Source organism: Nocardiopsis mangrovi (assembly GCF_042653925.1).
In the GTDB taxonomy this organism is placed as follows: Bacteria; Actinomycetota; Actinomycetes; order Streptosporangiales; family Streptosporangiaceae; genus Nocardiopsis_B; species Nocardiopsis_B mangrovi.
Genome location: NZ_JBHSFQ010000027.1, coordinates 58,958 through 84,227 on the forward strand (window position 1 = coordinate 58,958; position 25,270 = coordinate 84,227).

Genomic DNA, 25,270 nt, shown 5'->3' on the forward strand with positions numbered 1-25,270 from the left:
ATTGGACAAGGATCCGTCGGCCGCCCGCGGCGACGACCGCCGACGCGCGGGCGACAGGGGGTGAACAGTGACCTCGACAACAGGTGCGGGCCGGGCGCGGATGGTCACCCGCCCGGTTCGCGGCGGGGCGCCCCGCCGCCCGCGCTCGTCGGCGAGCCGCCACGGCCGCCACCGGTGCGGCGCCACGCCCGTGCCGACCGTGCGCGCGGGGCGGGGGCGGCAGGCCCCGATCCGCGACGACCGCCCGTCCCCGGGCCCCGCCCGGTACCAGGTCCGGGGCCGGGGTCGGGGCCGGTCACGGCATGCCCGCGACCGGGGGACCACGGCGGGGGACCATACCGCCAGCGGAAGCGCGGACCGTGCGCCGGCAGCCGTGCGCGCCGGCGGTGTCCCCGGAGTGGCGCCCATGGCGACCGCCGTACGGAGGACGGTACCCTCGGCCGCGGTACCGGGGGGCGGCGCGGATGGCCGATAGCTCCCACCCCCGGCCCCTGCCGGACCGATCCGGCGGGCTCGCGGGGCGCACGGCCCTCGTCACCGGCGGGGCCGGGGGGATCGGCCGGGCCGTCTGCGCGGAGCTGGCGGGCAAGGGCGCGGCGGTCGTCGTCGCCGACCGCGACCCCGATTCCGCCCGAACCGCCGAAGCGGTGCCCGGCGGCCGGCTCCTGGCCGTCGACCTCGACGACCCCGGCGGCGTGGAGGCCGGGATCGAGCGGCTGCGCGCGATCGCACCCCGCGTGGACGTCCTCGTGCACTGCGCGGGGATCGCCGTCGTCGCGCCCTTCGCCGCGAGCGATCCCGCCGACTGGGACCGCATGTGGCGGGTGAACGTGCGCGCCCCCATGCGCATCACCCAGGCCCTGCTCCCCGCGATGACGGAGAGCGGATTCGGCCGGCTGGTGTTCATCTCCTCCGACGGCGCACGCGCCGGGTCCGCCGGCGAGGCCGCCTACACCGCGACCAAGGCCGCCCTGCTGGGGCTGGCCAAGACCCTCGCCCGCGAGACCGCCGCGGCCGGCGTCACCAGCAACGCGGTCTGTCCCGGCCCCACCGACACCCCGATGCTGCGCGCCGTCGCCGACGCCCACCCCGGCCTGGTCGCGGAACTCGCGCGGCGGATACCCGCCCGCCGCCTCGGAACCCCCGATGACGTCGCCGCCGCCGTGGGATTCCTGTGCACCCCGGCCGCCGGCTACATCACCGGCCAGACGCTCTCGGTCAGCGGGGGGATCACCATGCAGTGAACGCGCTCCCGGAGCACCGCGCGCCGCGGCGGGGAGCTAGCCGAGGCAGTCGTAGACCGCCTTGAGCAGCCGCAGCGAGCGGAGGCCGCCCGACAGTTCGGTCCCCGTCCTGTTCATCACGTAGCCCAGGGAGACGCCGTGCTCGACGTCGGCCAGCCCGATGGACCCGCCCGACCCGGTGTGGCCGAAGGCGCTCCGCCAGGCCGCGCGCGGCACCGCGAAGACCAGGGAGGGGCGCATGAACCCCAGGCCGAAGGAGCTGTCCAGGAGCAGCACCCGGTCGGGGCCGGTGACGCGCGGGGTCAGGGCGCCGTGCAGGGTCGCGGGGGCGATGATCCGGCCCGCGAGCAGGTCGCGGTAGAAGCCGGCCAGCGCCGGCGCGGTGGTGACGACGCCCGCTGCGGGCCAGCCCGCCGCCAGCACGTCCCGGTTGTTGAACCGGCCCGGGACGCCGGACATGTCGGGGTTGGCGAAGGTGCGGGAGAGCAGGCTGTCGGGGTCCTGGGCGGCGCGCGCCATCCGGGAGACGGCGTCGTCGCCGGTCGGCGGGGCTCCCGAGCCGGTGCGGCGCGCGCGTGCGCCGGCCGGGCCCGCCGTCAGCCGGGCGGTGCGGTCGAGCACGTCTCCGGGGGCGCCGACCCACAGGTCCAGGCCCAGCGGACCCGCGATCTCGTCGGCGACGTACGCGCCCACCGTCCGGCCGTCCAGCCGCCGCACGATCTCCCCGGCCAGCCAGCCGAAGGTGAAGGAGTGGTAGCCGTGGCCGGTCCCCGGCTCCCACCGCGGGCGCTGCGCCGCGAGGAGCGCGGCCATGGCCGCGGGGTCGGCGGCCTCGGCGGCGGCGACCGTGCGGTCGAACGTGGGCAGCCCGGCCTGATGGGAGAGCAGGTGCTCGCCGGTGACCGCGCCCTTGCCCGCGGCGGCGAACTCCGGCCACCACGACGCCACCGGGGCGGTGAGGTCGTGGCCGCCGCGCTCGGCCACGCGCAGGGCCGACGCCGCGGTCAGCGCCTTGGTGCAGGAGAACGCGAAGCAGGGGGTGTCGTGCTCCCACGGGCGGTCGGTGGTGTGGTCGGCGGTACCGCCCCACAGGTCCACGACCGGCTCGTCGCCGATGTAGACGGCGAGCGCCGCCCCGGTCTCCAGCCCGCGGGTGAAGTTGTGCTCGAAGACCCTGCGCACGCGCTCGAAGCCGGGCGCGCAGTCCCCGTGGACCTCGGAGTGCGCGGTCATGCTCGCCCCCTACCCGCATCGGACCGGTCCGCGACCGGCCCATGGCCGTCTCCCCGGATGCTTTCAGACTCCCGGGCGCCGCGCGATCACGGGGCCGCCCGATCCCGGCGGCACGCCGGGGGCGGCGGGGCGGTAGAGGCGATGACCCCACGGGTAGCGCCGCGACCACCGCCCGGTGCCGGCCGGCGCGGCGGTCCGGCGGGCGGCCTACCGGGCCGCACCGCCGCCCCCGTACCGCGGCGGCACCCGCGCGCCCTTCGCCGCACGGCCGGAGGCCCGGTGTCCCGGCCCCCGGTGTTGGGGGCGGGCAGGAGGCCGTGGCGGTCGGCGGTATCCGAGGGCCGATGGCGCAGGGGTGCGAGTAACCAGGCGGGGGCGTTCGGTGTGGCCGGGTGGAGGGGTTCTTTGCGGGGGCCCGTTGCCCGTGGCGGTCCGCCGGCGGGCGCGGCTCCGCTGGGAGCGCGTGCCGCCGGCCGTGCGTCCGGGGCTTCGGCCGCCGATGTCCACGATCGTTGGGAGGCGACGCATGCCGGCACCGTCGGACAACTGGGGGCGGTGGGGGGAGGGCGACCAGGTCGGTACGCTCAACCTGCTCGGACCATCGGAGGTGCTCGCCGGCCTCGCCGCCGCGCGTGACGGGCGGGTGCTCAGCCTCGCCCTGCCGATCAAGGGGGCGACGTCGGGCGGGGCCGCGGCCGCCGTCCCGCACGTGCGCGGGCGGCCCCTGCCGCAGCACTACATGGCCATCGACGGCGCCGATTACGCGGCCGGCACGCGGCCGGTGGGCGCGGGGCTGCGAGTCGCCGACGACGCCGTCGTCGTCTCACCGCACGGCACCACCACCCACATGGACGCGCTGTGCCACATGTGGGCGGGGGAGCGCCTGTACAACGGGCACCCCGCCGATCGCGTGCGCAGCTACGGGGCCGGCCGGCTCGGGATCGAGCACGCCGCAGCCCGGGGGGTGGTGGCCCGGGGGGTGCTCTTCGACGTAGCCGCCCACCGCGGGGTCGACCACCTGGGCCCGCTGGACCGCATCGGTGCCGCCGAACTCGCCGCCATCGCCGATTCCCAGGGGTCCTCCCTGCGTCCCGGCGACGCCGCCGTGGTGCGCACCGGATGGCCGCGCGTGTGGGACCCGCGCGACCCAGGCCGCTACCAGGGCGCGCAGCCGGGCCTGGCGGCCGACGCCGGGCGCTGGCTGGCCGCCCGCGACCCCTCACTGGTCGCGGCCGACAACGCCGCCGTCCAGGGGCTGGACGGCGACGGCCGCTCCACGGAGGACCTGGACGACGACGTGCACCTGACCCTCCTGTGGCGGCACGGCGTCCACCTCGCGGAGATGCTGTGGCTGGAGGACCTGAGCAGCGCGGTCGCCGCCCGCGGACGGCCCGACTTCCTCTTCATCGCGCTCCCCCTGCCCGTCCAGGGCGGGACGGGCAGCCCCGTCAACCCCGTCGCCGTTCTGTGAGCCGCGGGCGCCTCCGGCCCTTTCGGGGCGCCCGCAGAGGCGCATCGTGAGTGTCCGATTACGAAATGCGTCTGGTGTGATTGCTTATGTGCCGTTTATTCTGGCAGCTCAGATCGGCGTCAAACCCCCGGGTCGCCGTCTAATCGAGACATTTCGGTTATCTGATGTGACCGTACGCGTGACCTACCGACCGTTAACTCGTTCCGACGCCGTACTTCACCTCACCACCGCAGCGGGCTTCGCCCCCGAGATCCGCCGCGGTGGGCATCCCCCGCTGTCGGTCCCAGGAGCTGTCCCCCGCTCCTGGGGCCGACGTGTTTCTCCGGGCGTGCGCCGGGTCCCGGCCGGTGCGCCGTCCACGCGCCCGCCCCTGCCGCACCGGCGAACACGCGGCTTCACGTTCCCCGGCGCTCCTCGCCCGGGTACCCGCCTCCCCCGTGGGCGGCGTCGAGGGCCGCGTAGTCCGGTGCCGCGCCCGCGCGCGGGACGGTGTCGGTGAACACCACCCTCCGGGGCTTCTTGTACGACGCGATGACGGTGGCGACGTGCTCGATGAGCTCCCGCTCCGTCGCCGTCCCGCCCGGCGTACGGGAGACGACCGCCAGCACGCTCTGCGTCCACACGGGGTCGGGGACCCCGATCACGGCGGCGTCGGCGACCCCCGGGTGCTCCTTGAGCGCCCGCTCCACCTCGGCGGGGTAGATGTTCTCGTTCCCCGACTTGATCATGTGCAGCCGCGGCCCGATGAACGCCAGGGTGCCGTCGTCCTCGCGGCGGCCCAGGTCGCCCGTGCGGTACCACCCGCCGGCGAACGCCCGCGCGTCGAGGCCGGGGCGGCGGTGGTAGCCGCTGAACACGGTGCGCCCGCGTACGGCGATCTCGCCCGTTGCGCCCGGCGCCACCTCCGCGCCGTCGGGGCCGAGGATGCGCACCTGGACGAAGGGGGAGGGGCGTCCGGCGCCCCCCGCCCCGTCCGGTGCCAGGGCGAGGAAGGTGAGCATGCCGCCCACCTGGGTCTGGCCGTAGCCGCCCATGCCCGACGCGTTCCAGGGGTCGGTGCCCACGCTCACCTGCGCGTCCCATTCCGGGGAGTGGGCCACCGACGCCAGGCTCGACAGGTCGTGGCGCGGGGCGCCGCCGGGTCCGCGGTTGGCCTCGGCGACCGCGGTCAGCATCGGCCCGAAGCCGAACATCTGGTGCACGCGCTCGGCCTCGATCAGCCGTGCGGCCTCCGCCGCGTCGAACGCCGGCAGGAACACGTTGGTGCCGCCCGCCTGGAACGCCGCCAGGTGGAACATGAGCGTGCCCACGTGGAACAGCGGGCCGCTGTTGAGGAAGGTGAAGCCCGGCCCGATCCGCCGGACCAGCGAGATCGCCGCGCTGTGGGCGATGAGCGCGTCATGGCTGAGCAGCGCGCACGCCGGGCGGCCGTCGAACGCCGCGGTGTAGAGGCCGACCGCGGGGGCCGCGCCGTCCACTGGCCGTCCGGGGTCGCCGGGGTCGGCGGCGTCGAGCAGCCGTTCATAGCCGGGGCCGCCGCCGTCCAGCCAGCGGCCCGGCGCGCCCGCCGCGGCGCGCGCGTCGGCCGCGGCGCGGTCCTCGCCGGCGTCGTGCCCGCGCTGCCACAGCACGGCGGCGGGCGCGAGGTCGTCGAGGACGAAGGCGGTCTCGTCGGCGCTCTGCCGGCGGTTGCCGGGCACGAAGACCGCCCCCAGCTTGGCCGCCGCCAACAGTCCCTCTTGGAGGTGGACGGAGTTGCGCCCCAGGTACAGCACCCGGTCGCCGGCGGACACCCCCGCCGCGGCCAGTACGGCGGCCAGCCGGTTGACGCGGTCGTCGAGCCGGGCGTAGGTCAGCCGGACACCGCCGTCGACCGATGCGGTGACCCGGGGCCGGCTGCGCCGGTGCTCGCGCAGGATGTCGCCGAGGGTGAGCCCGTGCACGGACATGGGGCCTCCGATGGCCGGATCGTGGTCGGGCGGGCGGGCGGTCGGTCGGGGCCGGCCCCGCCGCCGCTACCGGAACGCGGGGATGACCTCCTCGGCGAACAGCCGCAGCAGCCCGGCGGCCTCGTCGGTGGCCATCCGGCGGGTGCTGCCGAAATCGCAGAGCAGGTGGTCGAACCCCATCTCCCGGAGCATCCGGATCTGGGCGATCACGCGCTCCGGATCGCCGGCCACCTCCAGCTGCTCCCAGCGGAAGTCGGGGCCCACGTCGCCGCCCTTGAGGTAGCGGTGCTGCCAGTACTCGAAACCCTGCGCGGTGGCGCCGGTGCCGCGGTCGATGGGGGCGCTGCGCTCGTTGAAGATCCGCGACCGGTCGAAGGCCGCCTCGAAGCGGTCCAGGTCCTCGCGTGCGCGCCGCACCGTGGGGGCGACGTGCACCGAGCGGGCGACGACCAGCTCGGCCGCGCCGGCGTCGTGGCCGTGGGCCGCGGCGGTCGCCCGCCACGCCTCGGCCGCGGCGGCGACCTTGCGGAAGGGCGCGGCGGGGTCGGCGAGGATCGGCAGGCCGCGCGCGGCGTAGCGCTCGACGGTCTCGGGGCTGACGGCCGCCACGTGGACGGGCGGGTGCGGCAGCTGCACCGGGCGGGGGACCAGCTCCACGCCCTCGTCCAGTCCCGGGGCGACGGAGCCGAACTCGCCGACGCGGTGGACCGGCTTGCCGCTCCACAGGGCCAGGACGGTGTCGAGGGATTCGTCGAACCGGGCCCGGGCCTCGGCCAGGTCGACGCCGAACCCGTCGAACTCATAGCCCTGGTAGCCGCGCCCCACGCCGAAGTCGAGGCGGCCGCCCGAGAGCACGTCCACCTGGGCCGCCTGCTCGGCGACGTGCACGGGGTGGTGCAGGGGCAGCACCACGATCCCGGTGCCCAGGCGCAGGCGCTCGGTGCGGCCGGCTAGGTGGGCGAGGAGGCCGAGCGAGGACGGCACCGCCCCGTAGTCGCGGAAGTGGTGCTCGGCGATGCGGACCCCGTCGAACCCCAGCTCCTCGGCGAGTTCGATCAGCCGCACGTGGTGTCCGTAGACCTCCGCGGCGGTCTCGCCCTCGAACCGGTGGAAGAGGTGGAAGGTGGAGAACTTCATCGGGCTCCTCACGTGGCCCCGCCGCCGGGCCGGGGAGGCGGCGCCCCGCGGGGGAGCCGGCGCGGCGGGCGGCCCGCCGCGGGGCGGGGCATGGTTCCGCGGGTCGCGGGTCGCGGGTCGCGCGGCCCCGGGACCCGCGACCCGGGACCCAGGGCCCGCCCGCGAGGGGGATCCCCCTGTCGATGGGAAGGGGAGGTCCAGAGGCGTCCGCTCCTCGCGGGCGAGTGCAGAGGCGGTGGAACTGACGATTAACAAGCGCTCGCTTGGTAGCGTAACAGCTTCCCACCTCCCCCGCCAGGCCGCCCGCCGCCCGGTGCGCCGCCCCCTGTCGTCGCCGGGGCGGAATCGCCGGCCACCTGCCGGTCCGGCGCGGACGTGCCGCCCGCCGGGCGCTAGGTTCGGGGTATGGCACTCCGACACATCGCGCTCTTCCGCTGGATCGACGGCATCACCCCCGAGCAGGTGGCGGCCGTCCAGGAGGGGCTGGCCGCCCTGCCCGCGGCGATCCCCGAACTGGACGCCTACGCCTTCGGCCCCGACCTGGGGCTCGGCACCGGGAACTTCGACTTCGCCGTCGTGGCCGACGTCGCCGACGAGGCGGCCTACGCCGTCTACCGCGACCACCCCCGGCACCAGGAGGTGCTCGCCGTCATCCGCCCGCTGCTCGCCGACCGCGCCGCCGTCCAGGTCCGTATCTGAGCCGGGCGCGCCCGGGGTCCGAGGCCGCCGGATGGATCGTGTTCTCGTCCGGTTCCGCGCGGCCCGACCGCGCCCCGCCCGACTGCGAGATCCGTCGACATCCCAGCGGAGGCGGGTGATCCACGCCGAGCACCGACGGCCGAATCCAATTCGGTCGCAGGTCTTGTCTTAGAACGCGTTCCAGTATTACGGTCTGGAGCAGAGCCCAAGCCCGGCGGTACCACCCGGAGAGACCACGTCTCCCCGGGCGCGCCGGGCGGCAGGCAGGAGAACGCGTCACCTGCCGGAGGCGGATCGCGCCCCGCCTCCGGTGGGCGGCGTCCCCACGCGCCCGGGAGCCCCATGCGCCGCGACGGGATCGCCGACCGCGCCGCCATCACCGGCATCGGGATGACCCCGCTCACCCGCTCCTCCGGCCGCACCGAACTCGCCCTCGCCGCCGACGCCGCCGCCGCGGCGCTGGCCGACTCCGGCATCGGACCCGACGCCGTCGACGCCGTCCTCGGCTACCACCTCGGCGATTCCGCGCCGGCGACCGACCTCGCGCGCGTCCTCGGCATGACCCGTCTGGGCTGGCACAACGACGTCTACGGCGGCGGCAGCCAGTGCGCGTCGATCCTCGGCGACGCCGCCATGCTCATCGCCACCGGGCAGGCCGAGACCGTGCTCGTCCACCGCGCCCTCAACGGCCGGTCGGGCCGGCGCCTGAACCGGTCCGCGCTCCGCCTCGGCGACGGCGTCGAGCAGCAGTTCACCGCGCCCTACGGGGTGGTGGGGCCCGTGCCCTGGTTCGCCCTCGCCGCCCGCCGCTACCTGTACGACACCGGGCTCACCGAAGACGACCTGGGCGCCGTCGTCGCCGCCTCGCGGCGGCACGCGGCCGCCAACCCCCGCGCGCTGCGGCGCGAGCCGCTGACCCCGGAGTCCTACCTGAACAGCCCCATGGTCGCCGATCCGCTGCGCCGGGCCGATTGCTGCCAGGAGACCGATGGCGCCTGCGCCCTGGTGCTCACCTCGGCGGACCGCCCCATGGCGGCGGGCGCTCCCCGGGTGCGCGCGGTGGTGCGCGGCGGCCGGCCCGGCCACGCCCGCCCCGACCGCAGCCCCGACCTCGCGTCGGTGTTCTCCGGCCACATCGGGCCGCTCGTCTACCGGGCCGCCGGGATGCGGCCCTCGGACGTCGACGTCGCGCTGCTCTACGACGCCTATTCGTTCCTCGTCCCGCGCCAGCTCACCGACTTCGGGCTGCTGCGGGCCGCGGACCTGTCCGCGGCCCTGCGCGGCGGCGCGGTGGAGGCGGGCGGCGGTGGCGTGCCGGTCAACCCCCACGGCGGGCTGCTGTCCGAGGGGTACGTGCACGGCCTCAACAACGTGGCCGAGGCCGTGCGGCAGTTGCGGGGCCAGGGCACCGTGCAGGTCCCCGGGGCCGGCGTGGCGCTGTGCACCGGGTTCGGCGGGGCCTACGGCAGCGCGGCGATCCTCACGGCGGGGTGAGCGGGGACGCCCCGGCCACCGGCACGCCCAGCTCCTCGACGCCGGCGCGCGAGCGCGGGGTGAGGAACCAGTCGCGGAACCGATCGTGGGCGGTGAGCGGGCCCGCCTGGGCGAGCGCGTGGTCGCCGATCAGGTGGAAGCGGTAGCCGAGGGGTTCCAGCAGGGCGGTCAGTGCCCCGGTGTCGGCGCCGGGCAGGACCTCGCACACGATGTCGGGCCGGTGCTCGGCGAGGAAGCCGCGCCCGTGCCCGAACACCGCCGCCTCGGTGCCCTCTACGTCGACCTTCATCACCACCGCCGACCCCGGGGGCACCCGCCCGGTGAAGGAGTCCAGGGCGGCCACCTCCACGGGCACGCCGTCGTCGAAGGCCAGCCGCGTGGAGTAGAAGCACGGCAGGGCCGAGCCGCCGGAGCGCGCGGGCAGCGCGATGGACGAGCCGGGGTCGCCGAGCCCCACGTGGTGCAGGGTCGTGCGGTGCAGCACCCGGTTGCGGACGCAGTTGTCGAACAGCGTGCCGTAGACCTCGGGCACGATCTCGAAGGCGTGCGCCCGCAGCCGCGGGTTCACGGCGGTGCCGGCCAGGGTGAACAGCCCGGTGTAGGCGCCGATGTCGAACGCGACGTCCGCGCGGCGCGCCGCGGCGGCGAACACGCGCAGGGCGAAGTCGTCGGCGGCCTGCGGGCGGCGGCCCCGGCCCCAGTACAGCTCCTTGGCCACCACGCACCGCGCGGGGTGCAGCATGACGTATTCGGCGCCGTCCACGTACCCGGTGACCTCCCGGATCGCGGCCGGGACCGGGAGCCGGCCGGTGCCGCGCAGCCCCGGTGCCGCCACGCCCACGGCCGCGCGCATCGCCAGGTTCGGCAGCCGCCAGCCCAGCACCCGCTTGACGTGCTTCTTCATGCCGAGCCAGCTCTGCCGCCGGCCGGTGGCCGTCGCGCGGAAGTCAACGGAGGCCGCGGCTCTCGTACCGGCGCGGACGTCACCGGCGGCGGGCGCGGCGGCGTCCGGTGCCGGGGGGTCTTCCGGGGTGTCGGTGGTGCGCTGGGCCATGACCGCCCTCCGTGACGGCGTGGGTGCTGGGCGTGGCCAGGTTAGCCCTGCGCGGTGCCGCGCGCGCGCCGCCACGCGCGCGGCGGCCGTCGGGCCCCGTCAGCGCCCGGCGGGCGAGGTGGTGCGTTCGCCCAGGCTGATCCCGTCGAACAGGACCCGCATGAAGTGCCCGGCGAGGTCGTCGGTGGTCAGCGCCCCTTCCGGGCGGTACCAGCGCACCGTCACCCAGATGGTGTCGCGGATCATCCGGTAGGTGAGCTTGGCGTCGAGGTCGGTGCGGAAGGCCCCGGCGGCCTGGCCCCGGGTGATGACGTCGATCCAGATCCCCTGGATCTGCTCCTCGACGGTGCCGAGGTAGTCGAACCGCGGGAACTGCCGCAGGTAGTTCCAGTCGTTCTGGACCACGGTGATCGCGGCGCGGTGGGGCTTGAGCGACCGGTAGGCGGCCCGGATGAGCCGGGCCAGGACGTCGTCGGGGGAGCCCCCCTCGGCGACGGCCGCCTGGTAGTCGCGCAGGAGTTCGTCGAGGAACGAGGACAGCACCTCGTCGACGATCGATTCCTTGGAGTCGAAGTGGTGGTAGAGGCTCCCGGAGAGGATGCCCGCCTCGTCGGCGATCTCGCGGACCGTGGTCGCCTGGAAGCCCTTCTGGGCGAAGAGCTCGGCGGCGAGCCGGACCAGGTTGCCGCGGCGCTCGGAGGCCAGGGCGGACGCCTGCCGGGCGCGGCCGCGCTTGCGCGGGGCGCCCGCGCCGGCCGGGCCCGGCGCCCCGCCGGAGCCCGCGGTGGTGTCGTGGCTGTTGGTACTCACCCTCGCCATTATGGCCGCAGCGTCCAATCGCTTGTTCGGCCGCGCGGGCCGTGCCGTACGGGGGAGCCACGCAGTGGCGCGCCCCTCAGGTGAGCAGCCGCGCCATCTCGCGTACCGACGGGCACGGCCAGCGCAGCATGCAGGAGTGGCAGCGCAGCGCCGACGGGGCATCGCCGCTGGACACGCCGCCGCAGTCGCGGGGGTGGTGCAGGTCGAGCAGGCTGAGGCAGAAGTCGGCGAACGCGGTGACCTCGTCGCGCGCGTTGGCGTAGAACGCGACGTCGTTGATGCGCAACAGGGCGTTCTCCCCGGCCTGCGGGGGGATGCCGACGGTGTCGGGGGCCCACGGCACGGCCTTGTCGGCGCGATCGCGGATGCCCTCGACATAGAGGCGGAGGCGCTGGTGGTCGTCGAGGCGTCCCGTCGAGGACGCGAACATGTCCGAGACCGACATCGGTATTCCCCCTCGCCGCACGGGGCCGCTCCGACTCCAACCACTGACTACTCAGAGTATATGTTAAGTCACTGATTGTTGAAGTCGGGTGACGGCAATTCGGCCCCGAATGCTTCGGCCGCCCGCCGGCGCCACCGGTCGGACGGGCGCCGTCCGGCCGGCGGCCGGAGCACGGGCAAGGGCCGCCCCGGGGGCGCGGGGGCGGCCCTTGCGATGGAGCCGGAGACCGCCGGGGCGGTCACCTGAGGGGATCTGCGACGGTGTCAGCCGCAGCTTCCGCCGCAGCTGCACGAACCGCCACTCTGGCAGCCGCATCCGCAGCCGGAGCCGCAGCTGCAGCCGCCGGGCGCGGGGGGAGCGGGCACGGACTGGGTCATGGTCCCTCCTCGATTGCGACACGCGGCACGGGCACCGCGCGGGGCGCGTTCCCGGCACTCAGGTGGGGATTCCCGCGATGGAAGATCACCAATCGCCGTGGCCGGCCCCGCAACCCGCTCCGGCGTTGCTCAGGCGAAGAAGCCCGACACCGGTGCGGGCCTGCGCAGCATCCGGTACAGCCACACCTGCCCCGCGACCATCACCGGCACCATGGGAGCCAGCGCGAACGCCACCAGCGCGAGCGTGCCCGCCGGGGCCGCCACGACCGGCAGCTCCACCGCGGTCGCGACCAGCAGCGGCGGCACCCCGATCGCCACCGCCGAGGTGTGCCGCGACAGCCGCGGCCCTGAGAGGCCCGCCGTCGCCCCCGCGGCGGCGGCCACGACCACCGCGGCGGCCACCGCGGCCTGCGGGCGGTCCACCGCCGCCGCCCCCGGCAGCAGTGCCGCGCCCGCGGCCAGGACGGTCCCCGCCAGCGCCACCCGGGCGAGCACGCGGGTGACCTGGCCCGCGACATCAGCGCACTCGGCCGTGTTCACCGCCGTGTTCACCGCCGGCCCGGACCGCCGGGCCACGGCGACCCCGCGCACGGCCACCGCAGGCGGCGCCCCCCACGGGCCCGGCGGCTCCGTTCCGGGCGCCGGCACCAGGCGCTCGGCTCCGAACGCGGCGCCGCGCAGCGCGAACAGCGACACCACCACCGCCGCGCACAGCAGGGCGAACGGGCCCCGCGGCGCACCGCCAGCCAGCAGCCCGCCGACCACCAGCCCCCAGCACACCGCCAGCAGCCAGCTGCCGGCGGTGATCGCGGTGTCCCACACGTGGCGCCAGGCGGCGGCGTCGACCCGGCCGCGGAACCACAGCCCGGCGTCGCGCAGCAGCCAACCGGCGAGCAGAGCGGTCAACACCGGCCACAATTGCACGATCACCTCGCTCTTCAGCTCGGGGAACAGCCCGGCGAGCACCCCTACGGCACCGACGAGCCACACCTCCGAGCCGAGGAAGTAGGGGGCGATCGCCGAGACGGTCCGCTGCCGGTCCGCGGGCGTCCGGGCCAGGTAGGGCATCAGCATCCCCAGCCCGATGTCGCACCCCGCGAGCACGAAGTAGCCCACCACCAGGCCGGTGAGGAAGAGTACGGCGAGGGTCTCCATGAGGTCGTCTCCTTGGGGGAAGCCGGCTAGTAGGTGTGGCAGGGAGGGGTGGGGGCGGCATCGGGATCGGGCGCCGGGGCGAGCGGGCCGCCGTCGGGGCCGCGCCGGGCGAAGCGCACCAGCAGCCAGAAGGTGACCGCAGCCAGGGCGGTGAAGGCCGCGGTGAACATCGAGAACGACACCGCGGCCATCCCCGGGGTCAGGTCGGTCATCGCATCGGCGGTGGTCAGGTGGTGCACGACCGCCCACGGCTGGCGGCCGGTCTCGCGGAAGACCCAGCCGCCGATGCTCGCCAGGTAGGGCAGGAACGGCGTGAACACCACCGGCCACAGGAACCACCGCCACCGGTCGATCCCGCGGGAGAGCCGCACGACCACCATGACCAGGGCCAGCACCATCATCAGCTGCCAGCTCAGCAGCATCAGGACCTCGCCGGCGACGCCGATGCCGCCGGCGATGCCGCCCGCCTGCTCATAGGCGCCCTCGATGGCCGCGATCTCCTCGGCGGTGTAGGTCAGCCCGCTCGTGGGCGGGTCCTGCCCGAAGAGGGAGAACTGGAAACCGCCGCTCATCGCCGCCGGGAAGACGGCCACGGCGAACACCGAGGTGGCGCTGCGGATCCCGCGGCCGAACATGCCGTCCGGATCGTTGCGGTGCGCCAGGTGGTAGGCGCTGACGGCCGCGACGACCAGGGAGCCGACGATCAGCGCGGTGTTGGCGACGTGGGCCAGCGCCAGCAGCGCGCTCGGGTTGGCGGCCAGCGCGACGGGGTCGGTCAGCTCGGCGACCCCGTCGTTGATCTCGAACCCGACCGGGTTCTTCAGGAAGCCGTTGGCGACCAGCACCCAGTAGGCGGAGGCGTAGGCCGTGGCCGTCACGACGGCGAAGCAGGCCAGGTGCGCCCAGCGCCCCATGCGGTCCCAGCCGAAGATCCACAGCCCCAGGAACGTCGACTCGACGAAGAACGCGCCCATCGTCTCCACGGCCAGCGGCGCCCCGAAGGCGTAGCCGAACATGTCGCTCAGCCCGCTCCAGTTGGTGGCGAGCTGCAACTCCATCACCAGGCCCGAGAGCACCCCCATGCCGTAGTTCACGACGTAGAGCCCGCCCCAGAACCGGACCGCGCGCATGCGCGCCGGGTCGCGTCGCAGGGCGGCGCGGAGCTGGCCGACGAGGATGAACGGGGCCAGCCCCAGGGTGAGCGACACGAACAGGTAGTGGATGCTCGCCGTGAACGCGAACTGCAGCCGCGCCAAGAGCAGGGGATCGTCGAACATGGGGGCCTCGTCGGTCGGAGCGGGCGGGGACGCCCCGATCCTGGCCGCCGCGGTATGCCCCGGGCATCGTCCAGCGGGAGGCTTCGCCGCTACCCCCGGCGGGGCGGGCCCCCGCCCCGCCCTACGCCCCCCGGAGTAAGGGCCGCCACGGGGGTCTCCCCGACCCGTGCCCCGGGGTCACCCCGGGGCCGGGCCGTCCGCGGCCGGCGTCAGTCGGCCCACCCCGGTGTCACCAGGCCGCTCTCGTAGGCGATCACCACGAGCTGGGCGCGGTCGCGCACCCGCAGCTTGACCATGGCGCGGCTGACGTGGGTCTTGGCCGTGGCGGGGCTGACCACCAGGCGCTCCGCGATCTCGGCGTTGGACAGGCCGGCGCCGACCAGGGCGAGGACCTCGCGCTCGCGCTCGGTGAGGCCGTCCAGCCGCACCACCTGCTCCGGCCGGCGCGGCCGGCGCGCGTAGTCGGCGATCAGCCGCCGGGTGACGTTGGGCGAAAGCAGAGCGTCGCCGCGCGCCACCACGCGCACCCCTTGGAGCAGGTCCTCGGGCTCGGTGTCCTTCACGAGGAACCCGCTGGCGCCGGTGCTCAGCGCGTCGAAGATGTACTCGTCCAGGTCGAAGGTGGTCAGGATGATGATGCGGACCCCGTCGAGACCGGGGTCGGCGAGGATCCGCTTCGTGGCGGCCAGGCCGTCCAGGACGGGCATCCTGATGTCCATCAGCACGACGTCGGGCCGTTCGGCCGCCGCCAGGCGCACGGCCTCCTGGCCGTCGCCCGCCTCGCCCACCACGGTGATGTCGGGCGCGCTGTCGAGCAGCGCGCGGAAGCCGGCGCGGACCAGGGCCTGGTCGTCGGCGAGGGCTACGCGGATCATCAGGTCCTCCTGAGTGGATACCCCGGCTTTAGCCCGGGGAGGAATCTCAGCTCCTGCGGAGCGGGGTTTCGCCGCCAGGGCGAAAGACCGTGCTCTCACCCGCAGGTTCGATCTTTAAGTCGTGGCCACGCTGGTTTTGAGCGTGACCACGACGTGCGTGAAGCGGGCGTTCAAGTACCGCTTCTATCCGACCGATGCGCAGGCGGCCGAGCTGTCGCGCACGTTCGGCTGCGTGCGGAAGGTCTACAACCTGGCGCTGGCCGCCCGCACGGAAGCGTGGACGCGGCAGGAGCGGGTGAATTACAACCAGACCTCGGCGATGCTGACGGCGTGGAAGAAGACCGAGGAACTGGCCTACCTCTCCGAGGTATCGTCGGTACCGTTGCAGCAGTGCCTCCGGCACTTGCAGGCGGCGTTCACCGGCTTCTTCGGCAAGCGGGCCAGGTACCCGCGCTTCAAGTCGCGGAAGAAGTCGCGGAAGTCCGCCGAGTACACCACCAGCGGGTTCCGTTTCCGTGACGGCAAGCCGACCTTGGCGAAGATGCGTGAGCCGCTGGACATCGTGTGGTCCAGGCCCCTGCCCGATGGGGCGTCGCCCTCCACGGTGACCGTGTCGCAGGACGCGGCCGGACGCTGGTACGTCTCGATGCTGTGCGATGACCCGACCGTCACGCCGCTCCCCGCGAACGGGAACGCGGTCGGAGTGGATGTGGGTCTGGACCACCTGCTGACGCTCTCCACCGGAGAGAAGATCGCCAACCCCCGCCATGAGCGCAGGGACCGTGCCCGGCTTGCCAAGGCCCAGCGGGTCTTGGCGAGAAAGGCCAAGGGCGAGGGCACCAACCGAAGGAAAGCACGCCGGAAGGTCGCCAAGACCTACGCACGCATCGCCGACCGCAGGCGTGACCACCTGCACAAGCTGACCACTCGTCTCGTTCGTGAGAACCAAACGATCGTGATCGAGGACCTGACCGTGTGCACCATGGTCAAGAACCGGAGTCTCGCCCGCGCCATCAGCGACGCGGCGTGGTCGGAGTTCCGGTGCATGCTGGAGTACAAGGCAGCCTGGTACGGGCGGGACGTGATCGCCGTCGACCAATGGTTCCCCTCGTCCAAGCTGTGCTCCTGCTGTGGCACCTTGCAGGACGAGATGCCGCTGAGGGTCCGCGAGTGGACGTGTGACTGCGGTACGACCCACGACCGGGACGTGAACGCCGCGAAGAACGTGCTGGCCGCCGGACGGGCGGTGTCGGCCTGTGGAGCTGGTGTAAGACCTCAACGGAGTACTCCGGGCGGGCAGTCGGCGACGAAGCAGGAAGTCTCACGGCGCGAGCCGTAAGAATCCCCTCCCTTCAGGGAGGGGAGCGTCAAGTCGGTCCGTTCTCCAGGGAGCCCGCGGGCTCCGGCCGGGCGGCGAGGGGGTCGCCGCCGATGTCGGGCAGGGCCGCCCGCACCGCGAAGCCCCCGGCGGGGAGCGGGGCGGCCTCCAGGGTGCCGCCCAGGGCCGTGGCTCGTTCCCGCATCCCCACGATGCCGTTGCCGGGGGCGAAGCCCTCGGAGGCCGCGGTGCCGTCGTCGCGCACCTCCACGGACAGCCCGGCGGCCGTGAACGCCAGGTCGACCGTAACGGTCGCCGCGCCGGAGTGCCGCACGGCGTTGGTCAGCGACTCCTGGACGATCCGGTACGCGGCGGATTCGACGCCGGCCGACAGCCGGCGGCGGTCGCCCTGCTCGCTGACGCGGACCGCGATCCCCGCTCCCCGGGTCCCCTCGGCCAGCTCTCCGATGCGGTCCAGGCCCGGGGTGGGTGAGCGGGGGGCCTGCTCGTCGACCGCGCGCAGCACGTTCAGCGCGGCACGCAGCTCGCGCAGGGTCTCCTTGCTGGTCCGCTTGATGGTCGCCAGCGCCTCGGCCGCCCGTTCGGGTTCGGAGTCGATCAGGTACAGCGCGCTTCCGGCCTGCACGTTGATCAGCGAGATGTTGTGGGCGACGGTGTCGTGGACCTCCCGCGCGAGCCGGACGCGCTCGTCGGCGGCGTGCCGCCGGATCGCCTCCTCGCGCGTGCGGGCGGCCTCCTCGACCCGCTGGCGCTCGACCTCGCGGTACTCGTTGCGCCTGCGCACGGCCTCGGCGGAGATGAGGACCACGAGCATCCACGCGAGCATGCCGAGGGTCGGCCCCAGCCGGGGCAGGCCGTAGGCGAGGGACTCCCATCCGTCGATCACCAGGAACTGGGTGAGGCCCAGGAGCCACGCCTGCCACCGGTGGCCGTCGACGGACGCCCGGAACAGCGCGTAGGCCCCGACCGCCAGGATCAGGCCGTCGGGGAACGCCATCGGGTAGTAGACCGTCGAGGCGGTGGTGCTCACCACGGCGGCCGCCACCGGGAAGCGCTCGCGCCACAGCAGGGGGAGCACCGCCACCGCGACCACCAGCAGGCCCCACGGCAGCAGTGGGCGTGCGGCCTCCGCGCCGGGCCCGTATGCGGCGAACAGCGACGAGCCCGCGGCCACCGCGGCGGCCACCGCGGCCACGGCGGCGTCGCCGGGGGTGGGCAGGAAGGAGGGGCGGGACGTCACACTCCGACGTTACGCCGCCGCGGTGGTGGTGGCGCGTCCTCCGCGGGGAGGGTCCGCCCGCGCCGGGGATACTCCCCGCGGAGTATCCCCGGCCGGCCTTCACCGGCGGTCCCGCCATCTCGCGATCGCGCGGGCGCCCGCGTCGGAGCCCATCGCGGCCACCAGCAGCACGGAGCCGACCACGCCCAGGGCGGTCATCTGCTCGCCGAGCAGCGCCATGGACAGCAGCGCGGCCGTCAGCGGCTCGGCGATGCCGCCCACGGCGGCGGCCGTGTCCGACGCGGTGCGCAGCCCACCGAAGAACACGAGATAGGCCAGCGCGGTGGGGACGAGCACGAGGAACGCCAGCAGGCTGAGCGAACCGGCGTCGGTCGGCACCGCCGTTCCCGCCGCCGCACCGGCGGGCGCCAGCAGGATCCCGCCGACGAGCAGGCCCAGGCCCACGTTCACCAAGGGGTCCAGTCCCGTTACGGGCACCCGGTTGACCAGCGTCATCAAGGAGAACACCAGTCCCGCACCGAGTGCGCAGCCCAGGCCGGCGGCGAGGCGGGCGGGCGACGCGTCGGTAGCGGGGAACCCGGCGAGCAGCGCGAGCCCGGCGACGGCGAGGAGGACCGACACCACCAGGCGGCGTGCGGGCAGGGACCGTGACGCCAGGCAGATTCCGGCGGCGACGAACACCGGGACGCTGCCGATCTTGACGAGTGTGGCCAGCCCGACCGGGATCAGCGCGAGCGAGGCGAAGTACAGGCTCTGGAACACCGAGTGCAGCACGGCGTTCAGCGCGAGGCGCGTCAGCAGCGGCCGGGTCACCGGCAGGCGCCGCAGCCGGCCCGACGCCGCCAGGAAGGCGGTGATGATCAGACCGCCCAGGAGCAGCCGGTAGGTCGCAACGGCCAGCGGGGGGACCCCGGACACGTCTTGGAGGAGGTGGCCGGCGAGCCCGCCGGTGCCCCACAGCACGCCGGCGGTGATGAGCAGGAGGAAGCCCCGCTGCGCGGACGCGGACGAGGCGGCGGCCGGAGCGGCCGGGATGGTTCGGGACATGACAAGGACTCCGACGTCGGCACGGAAAGGAGGAACCGTGGGCGCCGGGACGTCACGCGAATGTGGTCGACACGCCGCGTACGCTTCGTACGCCGCGCGCCCGCGCCGTTGGGACGGCGGGGTGTGACGCCCCGGTCAGATCCGGGGCGGGGGCGTGACGAACAGCCGAGTCTGGTGGACCATGGGGCCGAGACTAACAGGCGCCGGTCCCGGGACCGTTGCCGGTGGGCCGGTCGGCTGCCGGTGGCCCCGGTCGGCGTCCGGCCCGGGAGCGGAACGCGATCACGCGGCCGTGCGTCCAACCGAATGAGGCATGTCCCCTCCATCCCCACCTTCACGGGACCCCTCTCCACAGTCAGGAGCGACCAGTCAAGCGATGAACCACCCGCATTACGGTCCCGCGTACGGCCCGCCCTACGGGCCGCCGAACGGCTACCCTCCCGGCCCGTATCCGCCCCAGGGCCCGCCGCCGCCCGCGGTGACGCCCCACATCGACATCCAGGCGCTCCAGAACGAGTCGCTGGACGAGGCGCGGCTGAACCTGCGCGTGATCATGAACAACGACCCCTCCACGCTCGGCACCGACAAGCTCGCGTATTCGGTGAACCCCGGCCTGACGGCGCTCATCGTGCGCAGGCTGCCCGATCCCTCCAAGTCGGTGCTGCTCGACAAGCGGCACACGCACCGGTGGGGGTGCACCAAGGCCGACCTGTGGGGCATGGCGCTGGCGAACATGGCCTACGAGCCGGTCGACTTCCAGAGCTTCCAGACGGACGCGGACACGTCGATCAACGTCGTCAAGGGCGACGGCTGGCCGGGGGCCGCGCACGTGATGCGGCTGCCCGAGATCGTGCGGGAGCCGATGCCGTTCGGCGCGATCCTGATGATGCCGAACAGCAACGTCCTGCTCTACGCGGTGCTGCGCAGCCAGCGGTCGCGCCCGCTGATCTCGTTCCTGTACAACACGGCCCTGAGCCTGGCCGACGGCGACCTCTTCGTCGAGCAGCTGCTGTGGTGGCGCGAGGGCAAGCTCCACGGGATGTCCGCCCGCCCCGACCCCGGCGGCGGCGTTCAGCTCCGGCAGAACAAGGAGTTCACCTTCCTCCTCGACCACGAGCTTCCCGCGTACTGACGTTGGGGCCTCGGTGGCCTCGGTGGCCTCGGTGGCCTGGGAGCACCGGCACCCCGGTGGCCCCAGGCCAGAGCGGAAGATCAGGCGACGAACGCCGCCCGATCCGGCCGCCAGACGAGCGTGAAGCCGACCCCGGTGCGGGGGTGGGGAAGCGGGCCCCAGGTATCGGCGATGTAGTCGATCAGCGTCATGCCCCGCCCGTGCTGCGCCATCGGGGTGATCGGCCGGATGAAGGGAAGTGTCCCGCCGGCGGGACACCCTTCGTCGTCGACCTCGATGGTGATCCGCCGGGGGCCCACCTTCAGAGTGACCGTGAAGACGCCCCCGCGCCCGCTCGCCGTGTAGCGGATCGCGTTCGTCGCCGCCTCCGAGACGAGCAGCACGGCCGAGGCGATCGTGTCGGAGGGGATCGCGAACCCGGGGTGGCCGGACAGGACGTCCTCGGTCCACTCCCGAGCCTTCCGAATCTGGTCGGCCCAACCCGGGAACCGCTGTTCGTATTTCACGCTCACCACTCCTCCGTGAATCGGAAGAGATAGGGGCGAATTCGCCGCGATCGCGCCTTCCGGGAATCCCATTTGTGGGATTGCATGACCCGGTGGTTCATGGTGTTTCCTCCCTGGCTGTCCATGATTCGAGGACCGATTTCCGTGTTCGATGTCCTTGAAAGTGATGCTCGCATCGAAGATTCGCGGCGGTCCAGCGATCACTTCCACCTGGGATCTTCTGCTCTGATCTCGGATATGGAAAAATGGATCCGCGATGGGAGGTCGTTCGTGGCGATAGAAAGTGATAGCGGTAACGATAAGTTCGGCGACGAAGTGCGGAGGCTGCGCCTCCAGGCTGGAATTTCACAGACGCAGCTGGCGAAGTCCATACCGATGGCCCAGTCCACGGTCAGTGGAGTGGAGTCGGGGAATAAAACGGTCAAACTCAAACAAGCCGAACGCTTGGATGCGGTCCTCAAAGGCGATGGGAACTTGGTCCGTCTCTGGCGCAGCCTTCAAGACGGCCATCTTGTGCCCGACTGGTACCGCAAGGTTCCGGAGATGGAACGACGGGCGGTCGAGATCCACGACTACCACCCGTTGCTGGTACCGGGGATCTTGCAGACTCAGGGGTACGCGTCCGCGGTGATCCGGGTCGCGGACCGGACCGCCTTGACCGCGGAGGTGGAGGCACAGGCGCGGGCACGGAGCAAACGACAGGCGGTCCTGTTGAAGGACGATCCGCCGTTCCTCCGGGTGGTCCTCGATCAGACCGTGCTGTACCGCTTACTCGGAACGCCTGAGACCATGAAGGAGCAACTGGACTATCTGAGGGAAGTGTCGACGTGGGAGAGGGCGGAGATCTTGATCATTCCTCACCCCACGTGGAACCATCCCGGCCTCGACGGAGGCTTCCGCCTCCTGAAGGTCCCCGAGGCGGGAATGGTGCTCTACCAGGAAGCCAGTGCGATAGGCGGCGTGGTCGTCGCCAGAGAAACAGTGGAAGAGCACGTCTCGCTCTGGGGAGACCTTCGGGCGATCGCCCTTCCTCCGGACTCGTCACGTTCCCTGATTGAGAAGGCACGAGAAGAGGTCAGATGAACATCATCGCCAGCACGTGGCACAAGGCCAGCTACAGCAAGGTCGACACCTGCGTCGAAGCGGCCTATACGTCCGCCGGTGGCGCTGCGATCCGGGACACTCAGCACCGCGCTCTCGCCACCTTGGAGTTCTCCGCAGCGGAGTGGCGGGCTCTCCTGTCCGACATCGACGCGCTCTAACCCATAGGCATCCCGAGTATCCGGTTTTCAGCCCGGACTCCTCCAAGGAGAGACCTCGTGGCTCACGAATGGCACACGTCCAGCTACAGCGGTTCGAGCGCCGACTGCGTCGAAGTCACCGAGGGCTCGACGGTCCTCCTGCGGGACTCGCGGAACCGGGGGCTCGCCGCGTTGGAGTTCTCAGCGACCGAGTGGCGGGCTCTTCTGTCCGACATCGACGTGCTGTGACCTGTGCCCTAGCGGACGAAAACGCCGTCCGGGGGTGCGGGGGAGTCGTCGGCTGTGGCGTCGTGGACCGGGGAGGCGCCGGTCGCGAAGCGTTCCAGTTCGGGGCCTGAGATGAGGCGGGCCATGTCGGGGTCGCGGTGGGCGCGGCGGGTGAGGTCGTCGACCGGGAGGGCCGCCGCCGACCCGACCAGGACCAGGTTGCCGAACCTGCGGCCGCGCATCACGCCCGGCTCGGCGATCAGCGCTCCCGATGGGAACACGGCCGCCGCCGTCGCGACCTGCGCGCGGGTGTGCCGGAGTCGGCCGCCGTCGCCGACGTTGGCGGCGATGACGCCGCCCGGCCGCAGCACGCGCGCCGCCTCGGTGTAGAACTCCACCGAGGTCAGCGCCGCGGGGGTGCGGGCGCCCGCGAAGACGTCGCACACCAGTAGGTCGGCCGATCCCGTGCGGCGCTGCTCCAGCCAGGTCCGCGCGTCCCCGATACCCACGCGGATGTCGGCCCTGCGGTCCCACGGCAGTGAGCCGCGGACCAGCTCCACCAGCCGGGCGTCGATGTCGACCGCGCGCTGGCGCGACCCCGGTCGGGTCGCCGCGATGTAGCGGGCCAGGGTGAGCGCCCCCGCTCCGAGGTGGAGCGCGTCGATGGGCTGCCCCGGCGGGGCCATCAGGTCGGCCACGTGCCCCAGGCGGCGGATGTACTCGAAGTCCAGGTAGGTGGGGTCGGACAGGTCGACGTGCGACTGCGGGGTGCCGCCGACCACGAGCAGCCAGGAGTCGGGACGGTCGGCGTCGCGCATCAGCTCGACCTCCGGGCTGTCACCGGTCGTGCTGGTGTCGCTGTTCCGCCGGCGCATGCGTCCCCCGATCCCCGGCCCACCGGGCACGCGCCCGCTCCGTCTCCACCGTATGGGGCCGCGCGCACCGGTCCGCGCGCACCGGTCCGCGCGGCGGCCGGCGCCGCCGGCGCTGACGCCGGGGCCGACGGGTGCCGGGGGAGCCCGGCGCGTTCACGCGGGCGGCAGGAAGCCTCCGTAGGTCCCGCGGTAGAAGACGAGCGGAGCGGGGTCGGCCCCGGTCGCGTCGCCGGGGGTCAGGCGGCGCACGCGGGCGACGACGATCGCGTGGTCGCCCGCGGAGTGCTCGGCCTCGACGCGGCAGTCGAGCCAGGCCAGCGCCCCGGCCACGATCGGGGTGCCGAGAGGGGACCATCCGGTCTCCAGCCCGGCGAACTTGTCGCCGCCTTTCGCGGCCAGGCGCCGGCACACGTGCTCTTGGTCGGCGCCGAGGATGCTGACGGCCAGCCCGGGGGAGCGCCGCAGCAGCGGCCAGCTCGAACTGGTGTGGGCGACGCAGAATCCCACGAGCGGAGGGTCGAGCGAGACCGACGTGAACGAGTTCGCGGCGAGTCCCGCGGGCCGCCCGGTGGCGGGGTCGTACCCCGTGACGGCCACGACGCCGGTCGCGAAGCGTCCCAGGAGGTCGCGGAACCGGCGCGGGTCGATGTCGCAGTCGGCCCCGGCGGACGCGCGCCCGGTGTACGACGATGCGATCGCGGTGTGGTGTGCTCCGGCGCGGTCGCCATTGGACATGAGCGCCGCCCCCTCTCGGTCAGCCAAGCGCTTGCTTGGTTTACGTACTCTACACCCGAATCCTGGACGACGCCGGGTGTGGGCTCGTCTTGGCTGATTCGAGTTGACAGCAAGCGCTTGCTCGATGTCCACTCCTGATGAGTGGTGCATCCGCATCCGGCATCCGCCCGGTGCCGACCGAGCACGTGGAGGCGTCCCCATGTCCGTGTCCACCAGTGAGGATGAACGGTGGCTCCGGTGGACGACGCCGCCCCTCACGCGGGCGCGGCCCCGAGACGGCACGGCACCGCGCCGTCTCGGGGACGCGCGACGGACGCCAGGGGCGACCGTCGACCCCGGCACCGGCGGGCCTGGTACGCCGGGTCGCGGACCGGCCGAGCCGCCCGTCCGCGGTGCCGCCCCGGCGGGGACCGCGCGGGGCCGGCCACGGGCCGGGCCGTGCGGCGGGCTTCCGGCGGAACGGGTGCGGACGTGAACGGCGACCGAACCCGTGCCGCCTCCAGCCGCCGCGGCCAAGGGCTGCGGAACGCCGCCGCCATCGCCGGGATCGGGTACACGCCCTTCAGCACCGACTCCGGCGTCAGCACGACCACGCTGGCCTGCCGGGCGATCCTCGCCGCGCTCGACGACGCCGGCCTCGGCGTGGCCGACGTCGACGGCGTCGCCACCCACCGCGTCGGCGACTCCAGCCCGCCGTGGGTGGTGGGCCCCGCGCTCGGCATCGACGACCCCGCCTGGTACCTGGACCAGTTCGGCGGCGGCGGTGTCTCGCACGCGGTCATAGGACAGGCCGCCATGGCGGTCGCCGCCGGCGTCGCCGAGACGGTCGTCTGCTACCGCGCCATCAACGCCCGGTCGGAATTCCGCATGGGCGGGGCCGGCCGGGCGCCCGCGGGAGCGTTCGACCTCCAGTACCAGGCCCCCTACGGCCTGATCGCGCCCGTGCAGCACTACGCGCTCCTCGCCCGCGCGCACATGCTCGCCTACGGCACGACGTACGAGCAGTTCGGCCGTGTCGCGATCCAGCAGAGGGCCAACGCCGCCCGCAACCCGCGGGCGCTCAAGCGCACCCCCATCACCATGGACGACTACCTCGGCGCGCGCTGGATCAGCGAGCCCTTCCGGCTCCTGGACTGCTGCCTGGAGACCGACGGCGCGTGCGCGGTCGTCATCACCTCGGCCGAACGCGCACGCGACCTCCGCCGCCCCGCCGTGCGGATCACCGGCGCGGCCTGGGGCGGCGGGCACTCCACCTACGCCTCCGGTGCCCCCGGAGCACCGTCCGCGCAGGCGGACACGGCGACCTCCTACGCCGCGCGGCTCGCGCCCCGACTGTTCGCCATGGCCGGCCTGGGCCCGCAGGACGTGGACGTCGCCGAGCTCTACGACTGCTTCACCTGGACCGTCCTGGTCCAGCTGGAGGACTACGGCTTCTGCGCCAAAGGGGAGGGCGGTCCGTTCGTCGAGTCCGGGGCGACCCGGCCCGGCGGCCGGCTGCCGGTCAACACCCACGGGGGATTCCTCTCGGAGGGCTACGTGCACGGGATCAACCACATCACCGAGGCCGTGCTGCAACTGCGCGGGGCCGCGGGCGACGGGCAGGTCCCCGGTGCCGAGGTCGCGCTCACGACCGGCCAGCCGGGGTACGTACTCGCCGGGACGTCGGCGCTGCTGCTGACGGCGGCGCGGTGACCGGGA

At 73.8% G+C, this 25,270-nt stretch carries 23 protein-coding genes and 1 pseudogene; 10 read left to right on the forward strand and 14 right to left on the reverse strand.

Annotated elements, in window-relative coordinates; translation table 11 throughout:
• Positions 1–464: 464 nt before the first annotated feature.
• Positions 465–1,244 (forward strand): SDR family NAD(P)-dependent oxidoreductase, encoded by a 780-nt coding sequence (locus tag ACFO4E_RS22790; protein WP_378578048.1) that lies wholly within the window; start codon positions 465–467, stop codon positions 1,242–1,244.
• A 36-nt stretch (positions 1,245–1,280) separates the two neighbouring features.
• Here the strand turns inward: ACFO4E_RS22790 and ACFO4E_RS22795 are convergent, their stop codons facing one another.
• On the reverse strand, positions 1,281–2,477 hold the full coding sequence (locus tag ACFO4E_RS22795; RefSeq protein WP_378578050.1) for a serine hydrolase domain-containing protein: 1,197 nt from the start codon (positions 2,475–2,477) through the stop codon (positions 1,281–1,283).
• Between the two features lie 526 nt (positions 2,478–3,003).
• Here ACFO4E_RS22795 and ACFO4E_RS22800 point away from each other — a divergent pair.
• Complete coding sequence (locus tag ACFO4E_RS22800) at positions 3,004–3,948, forward strand: cyclase family protein (RefSeq protein WP_378578053.1); 945 nt, start codon at positions 3,004–3,006, stop codon at positions 3,946–3,948.
• A gap of 395 nt (positions 3,949–4,343) precedes the next feature.
• Here ACFO4E_RS22800 and ACFO4E_RS22805 read toward each other — a convergent pair whose 3' ends face one another.
• Together ACFO4E_RS22805 and ACFO4E_RS22810 are read right to left on the reverse strand one after the other, a co-directional pair.
• The gene (locus tag ACFO4E_RS22805) at positions 4,344–5,897 is read right to left on the reverse strand and encodes an AMP-binding protein (RefSeq protein ID WP_378578055.1); all 1,554 of its coding nucleotides are present in this window, start codon (positions 5,895–5,897) and stop codon (positions 4,344–4,346) included.
• Between the two features lie 66 nt (positions 5,898–5,963).
• The gene (locus ACFO4E_RS22810) at positions 5,964–7,034 is read right to left on the reverse strand and encodes an LLM class flavin-dependent oxidoreductase (RefSeq protein ID WP_378578057.1); all 1,071 of its coding nucleotides are present in this window, start codon (positions 7,032–7,034) and stop codon (positions 5,964–5,966) included.
• Positions 7,035–7,439: 405 nt separating this feature from the next.
• Here ACFO4E_RS22810 and ACFO4E_RS22815 point away from each other — a divergent pair, with 405 nt between their 5' ends.
• Together ACFO4E_RS22815 and ACFO4E_RS22820 are read left to right on the forward strand one after the other, a co-directional pair.
• Positions 7,440–7,733, forward strand: coding sequence for a Dabb family protein (locus ACFO4E_RS22815; RefSeq protein WP_378578059.1), 294 nt, complete (start codon positions 7,440–7,442; stop codon positions 7,731–7,733).
• Between the two features lie 342 nt (positions 7,734–8,075).
• Positions 8,076–9,227 (forward strand): thiolase C-terminal domain-containing protein, encoded by a 1,152-nt coding sequence (locus ACFO4E_RS22820; protein ID WP_378578062.1) that lies wholly within the window; start codon positions 8,076–8,078, stop codon positions 9,225–9,227.
• On the opposite strand, the gene ACFO4E_RS22825 is transcribed toward ACFO4E_RS22820, so the two are convergent.
• The 6 genes from ACFO4E_RS22825 to ACFO4E_RS22850 all read right to left on the reverse strand — a co-directional run bounded on the left by ACFO4E_RS22825 (position 9,214) and on the right by ACFO4E_RS22850 (position 15,229).
• Positions 9,214–10,281 carry an FkbM family methyltransferase gene (locus ACFO4E_RS22825; RefSeq protein ID WP_378578064.1) on the reverse strand — a complete coding sequence of 356 codons (1,068 nt, stop codon included), beginning with the start codon at positions 10,279–10,281 and terminating at the stop codon, positions 9,214–9,216. The two genes, ACFO4E_RS22820 and ACFO4E_RS22825, sit on opposite strands and share 14 nt — an antisense overlap.
• A 99-nt stretch (positions 10,282–10,380) precedes the next feature.
• Complete coding sequence (locus ACFO4E_RS22830; RefSeq protein ID WP_378578066.1) at positions 10,381–11,091, reverse strand: TetR/AcrR family transcriptional regulator; 711 nt, start codon at positions 11,089–11,091, stop codon at positions 10,381–10,383.
• Positions 11,092–11,176: 85 nt separating this feature from the next.
• A complete protein-coding gene (locus tag ACFO4E_RS22835) occupies positions 11,177–11,545 on the reverse strand; it encodes a hypothetical protein (RefSeq protein ID WP_378578068.1) in 369 nt (122 codons plus the stop codon).
• A 506-nt stretch (positions 11,546–12,051) separates the two neighbouring features.
• Positions 12,052–13,077 (reverse strand): cytochrome d ubiquinol oxidase subunit II, encoded by a 1,026-nt coding sequence (locus tag ACFO4E_RS22840; RefSeq protein WP_378578069.1) that lies wholly within the window; start codon positions 13,075–13,077, stop codon positions 12,052–12,054.
• Between the two features lie 26 nt (positions 13,078–13,103).
• Entirely contained in the window at positions 13,104–14,354 is a 1,251-nt protein-coding gene (locus ACFO4E_RS22845) for a cytochrome ubiquinol oxidase subunit I (protein ID WP_378578071.1), read from the reverse strand.
• Between the two features lie 209 nt (positions 14,355–14,563).
• The gene (locus ACFO4E_RS22850; protein WP_378578073.1) at positions 14,564–15,229 is read right to left on the reverse strand and encodes a response regulator; all 666 of its coding nucleotides are present in this window, start codon (positions 15,227–15,229) and stop codon (positions 14,564–14,566) included.
• Positions 15,230–15,386: 157 nt separating this feature from the next.
• Between ACFO4E_RS22850 and ACFO4E_RS22855 the strand changes: the two are divergent.
• A pseudogene (locus ACFO4E_RS22855) lies at positions 15,387–16,584 on the forward strand (RNA-guided endonuclease InsQ/TnpB family protein); the annotation flags it as partial.
• 12 nt (positions 16,585–16,596) lie between these two features.
• Here the strand turns inward: ACFO4E_RS22855 and ACFO4E_RS22860 are convergent.
• Together ACFO4E_RS22860 and ACFO4E_RS22865 are read right to left on the reverse strand one after the other, a co-directional pair.
• Positions 16,597–17,808 carry a sensor histidine kinase gene (locus tag ACFO4E_RS22860; RefSeq protein WP_378578075.1) on the reverse strand — a complete coding sequence of 404 codons (1,212 nt, stop codon included), beginning with the start codon at positions 17,806–17,808 and terminating at the stop codon, positions 16,597–16,599.
• A 99-nt stretch (positions 17,809–17,907) separates the two neighbouring features.
• A complete protein-coding gene (locus tag ACFO4E_RS22865) occupies positions 17,908–18,855 on the reverse strand; it encodes a DMT family transporter (protein WP_378578077.1) in 948 nt (315 codons plus the stop codon).
• A gap of 376 nt (positions 18,856–19,231) precedes the next feature.
• Between ACFO4E_RS22865 and ACFO4E_RS22870 the strand changes: the two genes are divergently transcribed.
• Positions 19,232–19,987 (forward strand): hypothetical protein, encoded by a 756-nt coding sequence (locus tag ACFO4E_RS22870; protein WP_378578079.1) that lies wholly within the window; start codon positions 19,232–19,234, stop codon positions 19,985–19,987.
• A gap of 80 nt (positions 19,988–20,067) precedes the next feature.
• Here ACFO4E_RS22870 and ACFO4E_RS22875 read toward each other — a convergent pair whose 3' ends face one another.
• Positions 20,068–20,493, reverse strand: a complete 426-nt coding sequence (locus ACFO4E_RS22875; RefSeq protein WP_378578082.1) for an ATP-binding protein — start codon at positions 20,491–20,493, stop codon at positions 20,068–20,070.
• 144 nt (positions 20,494–20,637) lie between these two features.
• Here ACFO4E_RS22875 and ACFO4E_RS22880 point away from each other — a divergent pair, with 144 nt between their 5' ends.
• From ACFO4E_RS22880 to ACFO4E_RS22890, 3 genes are read left to right on the forward strand one after another with little or no spacing between them, the layout of a single operon-like run.
• Entirely contained in the window at positions 20,638–21,576 is a 939-nt protein-coding gene (locus ACFO4E_RS22880) for a helix-turn-helix domain-containing protein (RefSeq protein ID WP_378578084.1), read from the forward strand.
• The gene (locus ACFO4E_RS22885; RefSeq protein ID WP_378578086.1) at positions 21,573–21,755 is read left to right on the forward strand and encodes a DUF397 domain-containing protein; all 183 of its coding nucleotides are present in this window, start codon (positions 21,573–21,575) and stop codon (positions 21,753–21,755) included. Before ACFO4E_RS22880 ends, ACFO4E_RS22885 begins: the two co-directional genes overlap by 4 nt.
• 57 nt (positions 21,756–21,812) lie before the next feature.
• Positions 21,813–21,983, forward strand: coding sequence for a DUF397 domain-containing protein (locus tag ACFO4E_RS22890; RefSeq protein WP_378578088.1), 171 nt, complete (start codon positions 21,813–21,815; stop codon positions 21,981–21,983).
• Between the two features lie 8 nt (positions 21,984–21,991).
• Here ACFO4E_RS22890 and ACFO4E_RS22895 read toward each other — a convergent pair whose 3' ends face one another.
• Together ACFO4E_RS22895 and ACFO4E_RS22900 are read right to left on the reverse strand one after the other, a co-directional pair.
• Positions 21,992–22,837, reverse strand: a complete 846-nt coding sequence (locus tag ACFO4E_RS22895; protein ID WP_378578090.1) for a spermidine synthase — start codon at positions 22,835–22,837, stop codon at positions 21,992–21,994.
• A gap of 153 nt (positions 22,838–22,990) precedes the next feature.
• Entirely contained in the window at positions 22,991–23,572 is a 582-nt protein-coding gene (locus ACFO4E_RS22900; RefSeq protein ID WP_465263140.1) for a flavin reductase family protein, read from the reverse strand.
• 471 nt (positions 23,573–24,043) lie between these two features.
• Here ACFO4E_RS22900 and ACFO4E_RS22905 point away from each other — a divergent pair, with 471 nt between their 5' ends.
• Entirely contained in the window at positions 24,044–25,264 is a 1,221-nt protein-coding gene (locus ACFO4E_RS22905) for a thiolase C-terminal domain-containing protein (protein WP_378578094.1), read from the forward strand.
• The last annotated feature ends 6 nt before the right edge of the window (positions 25,265–25,270 follow it).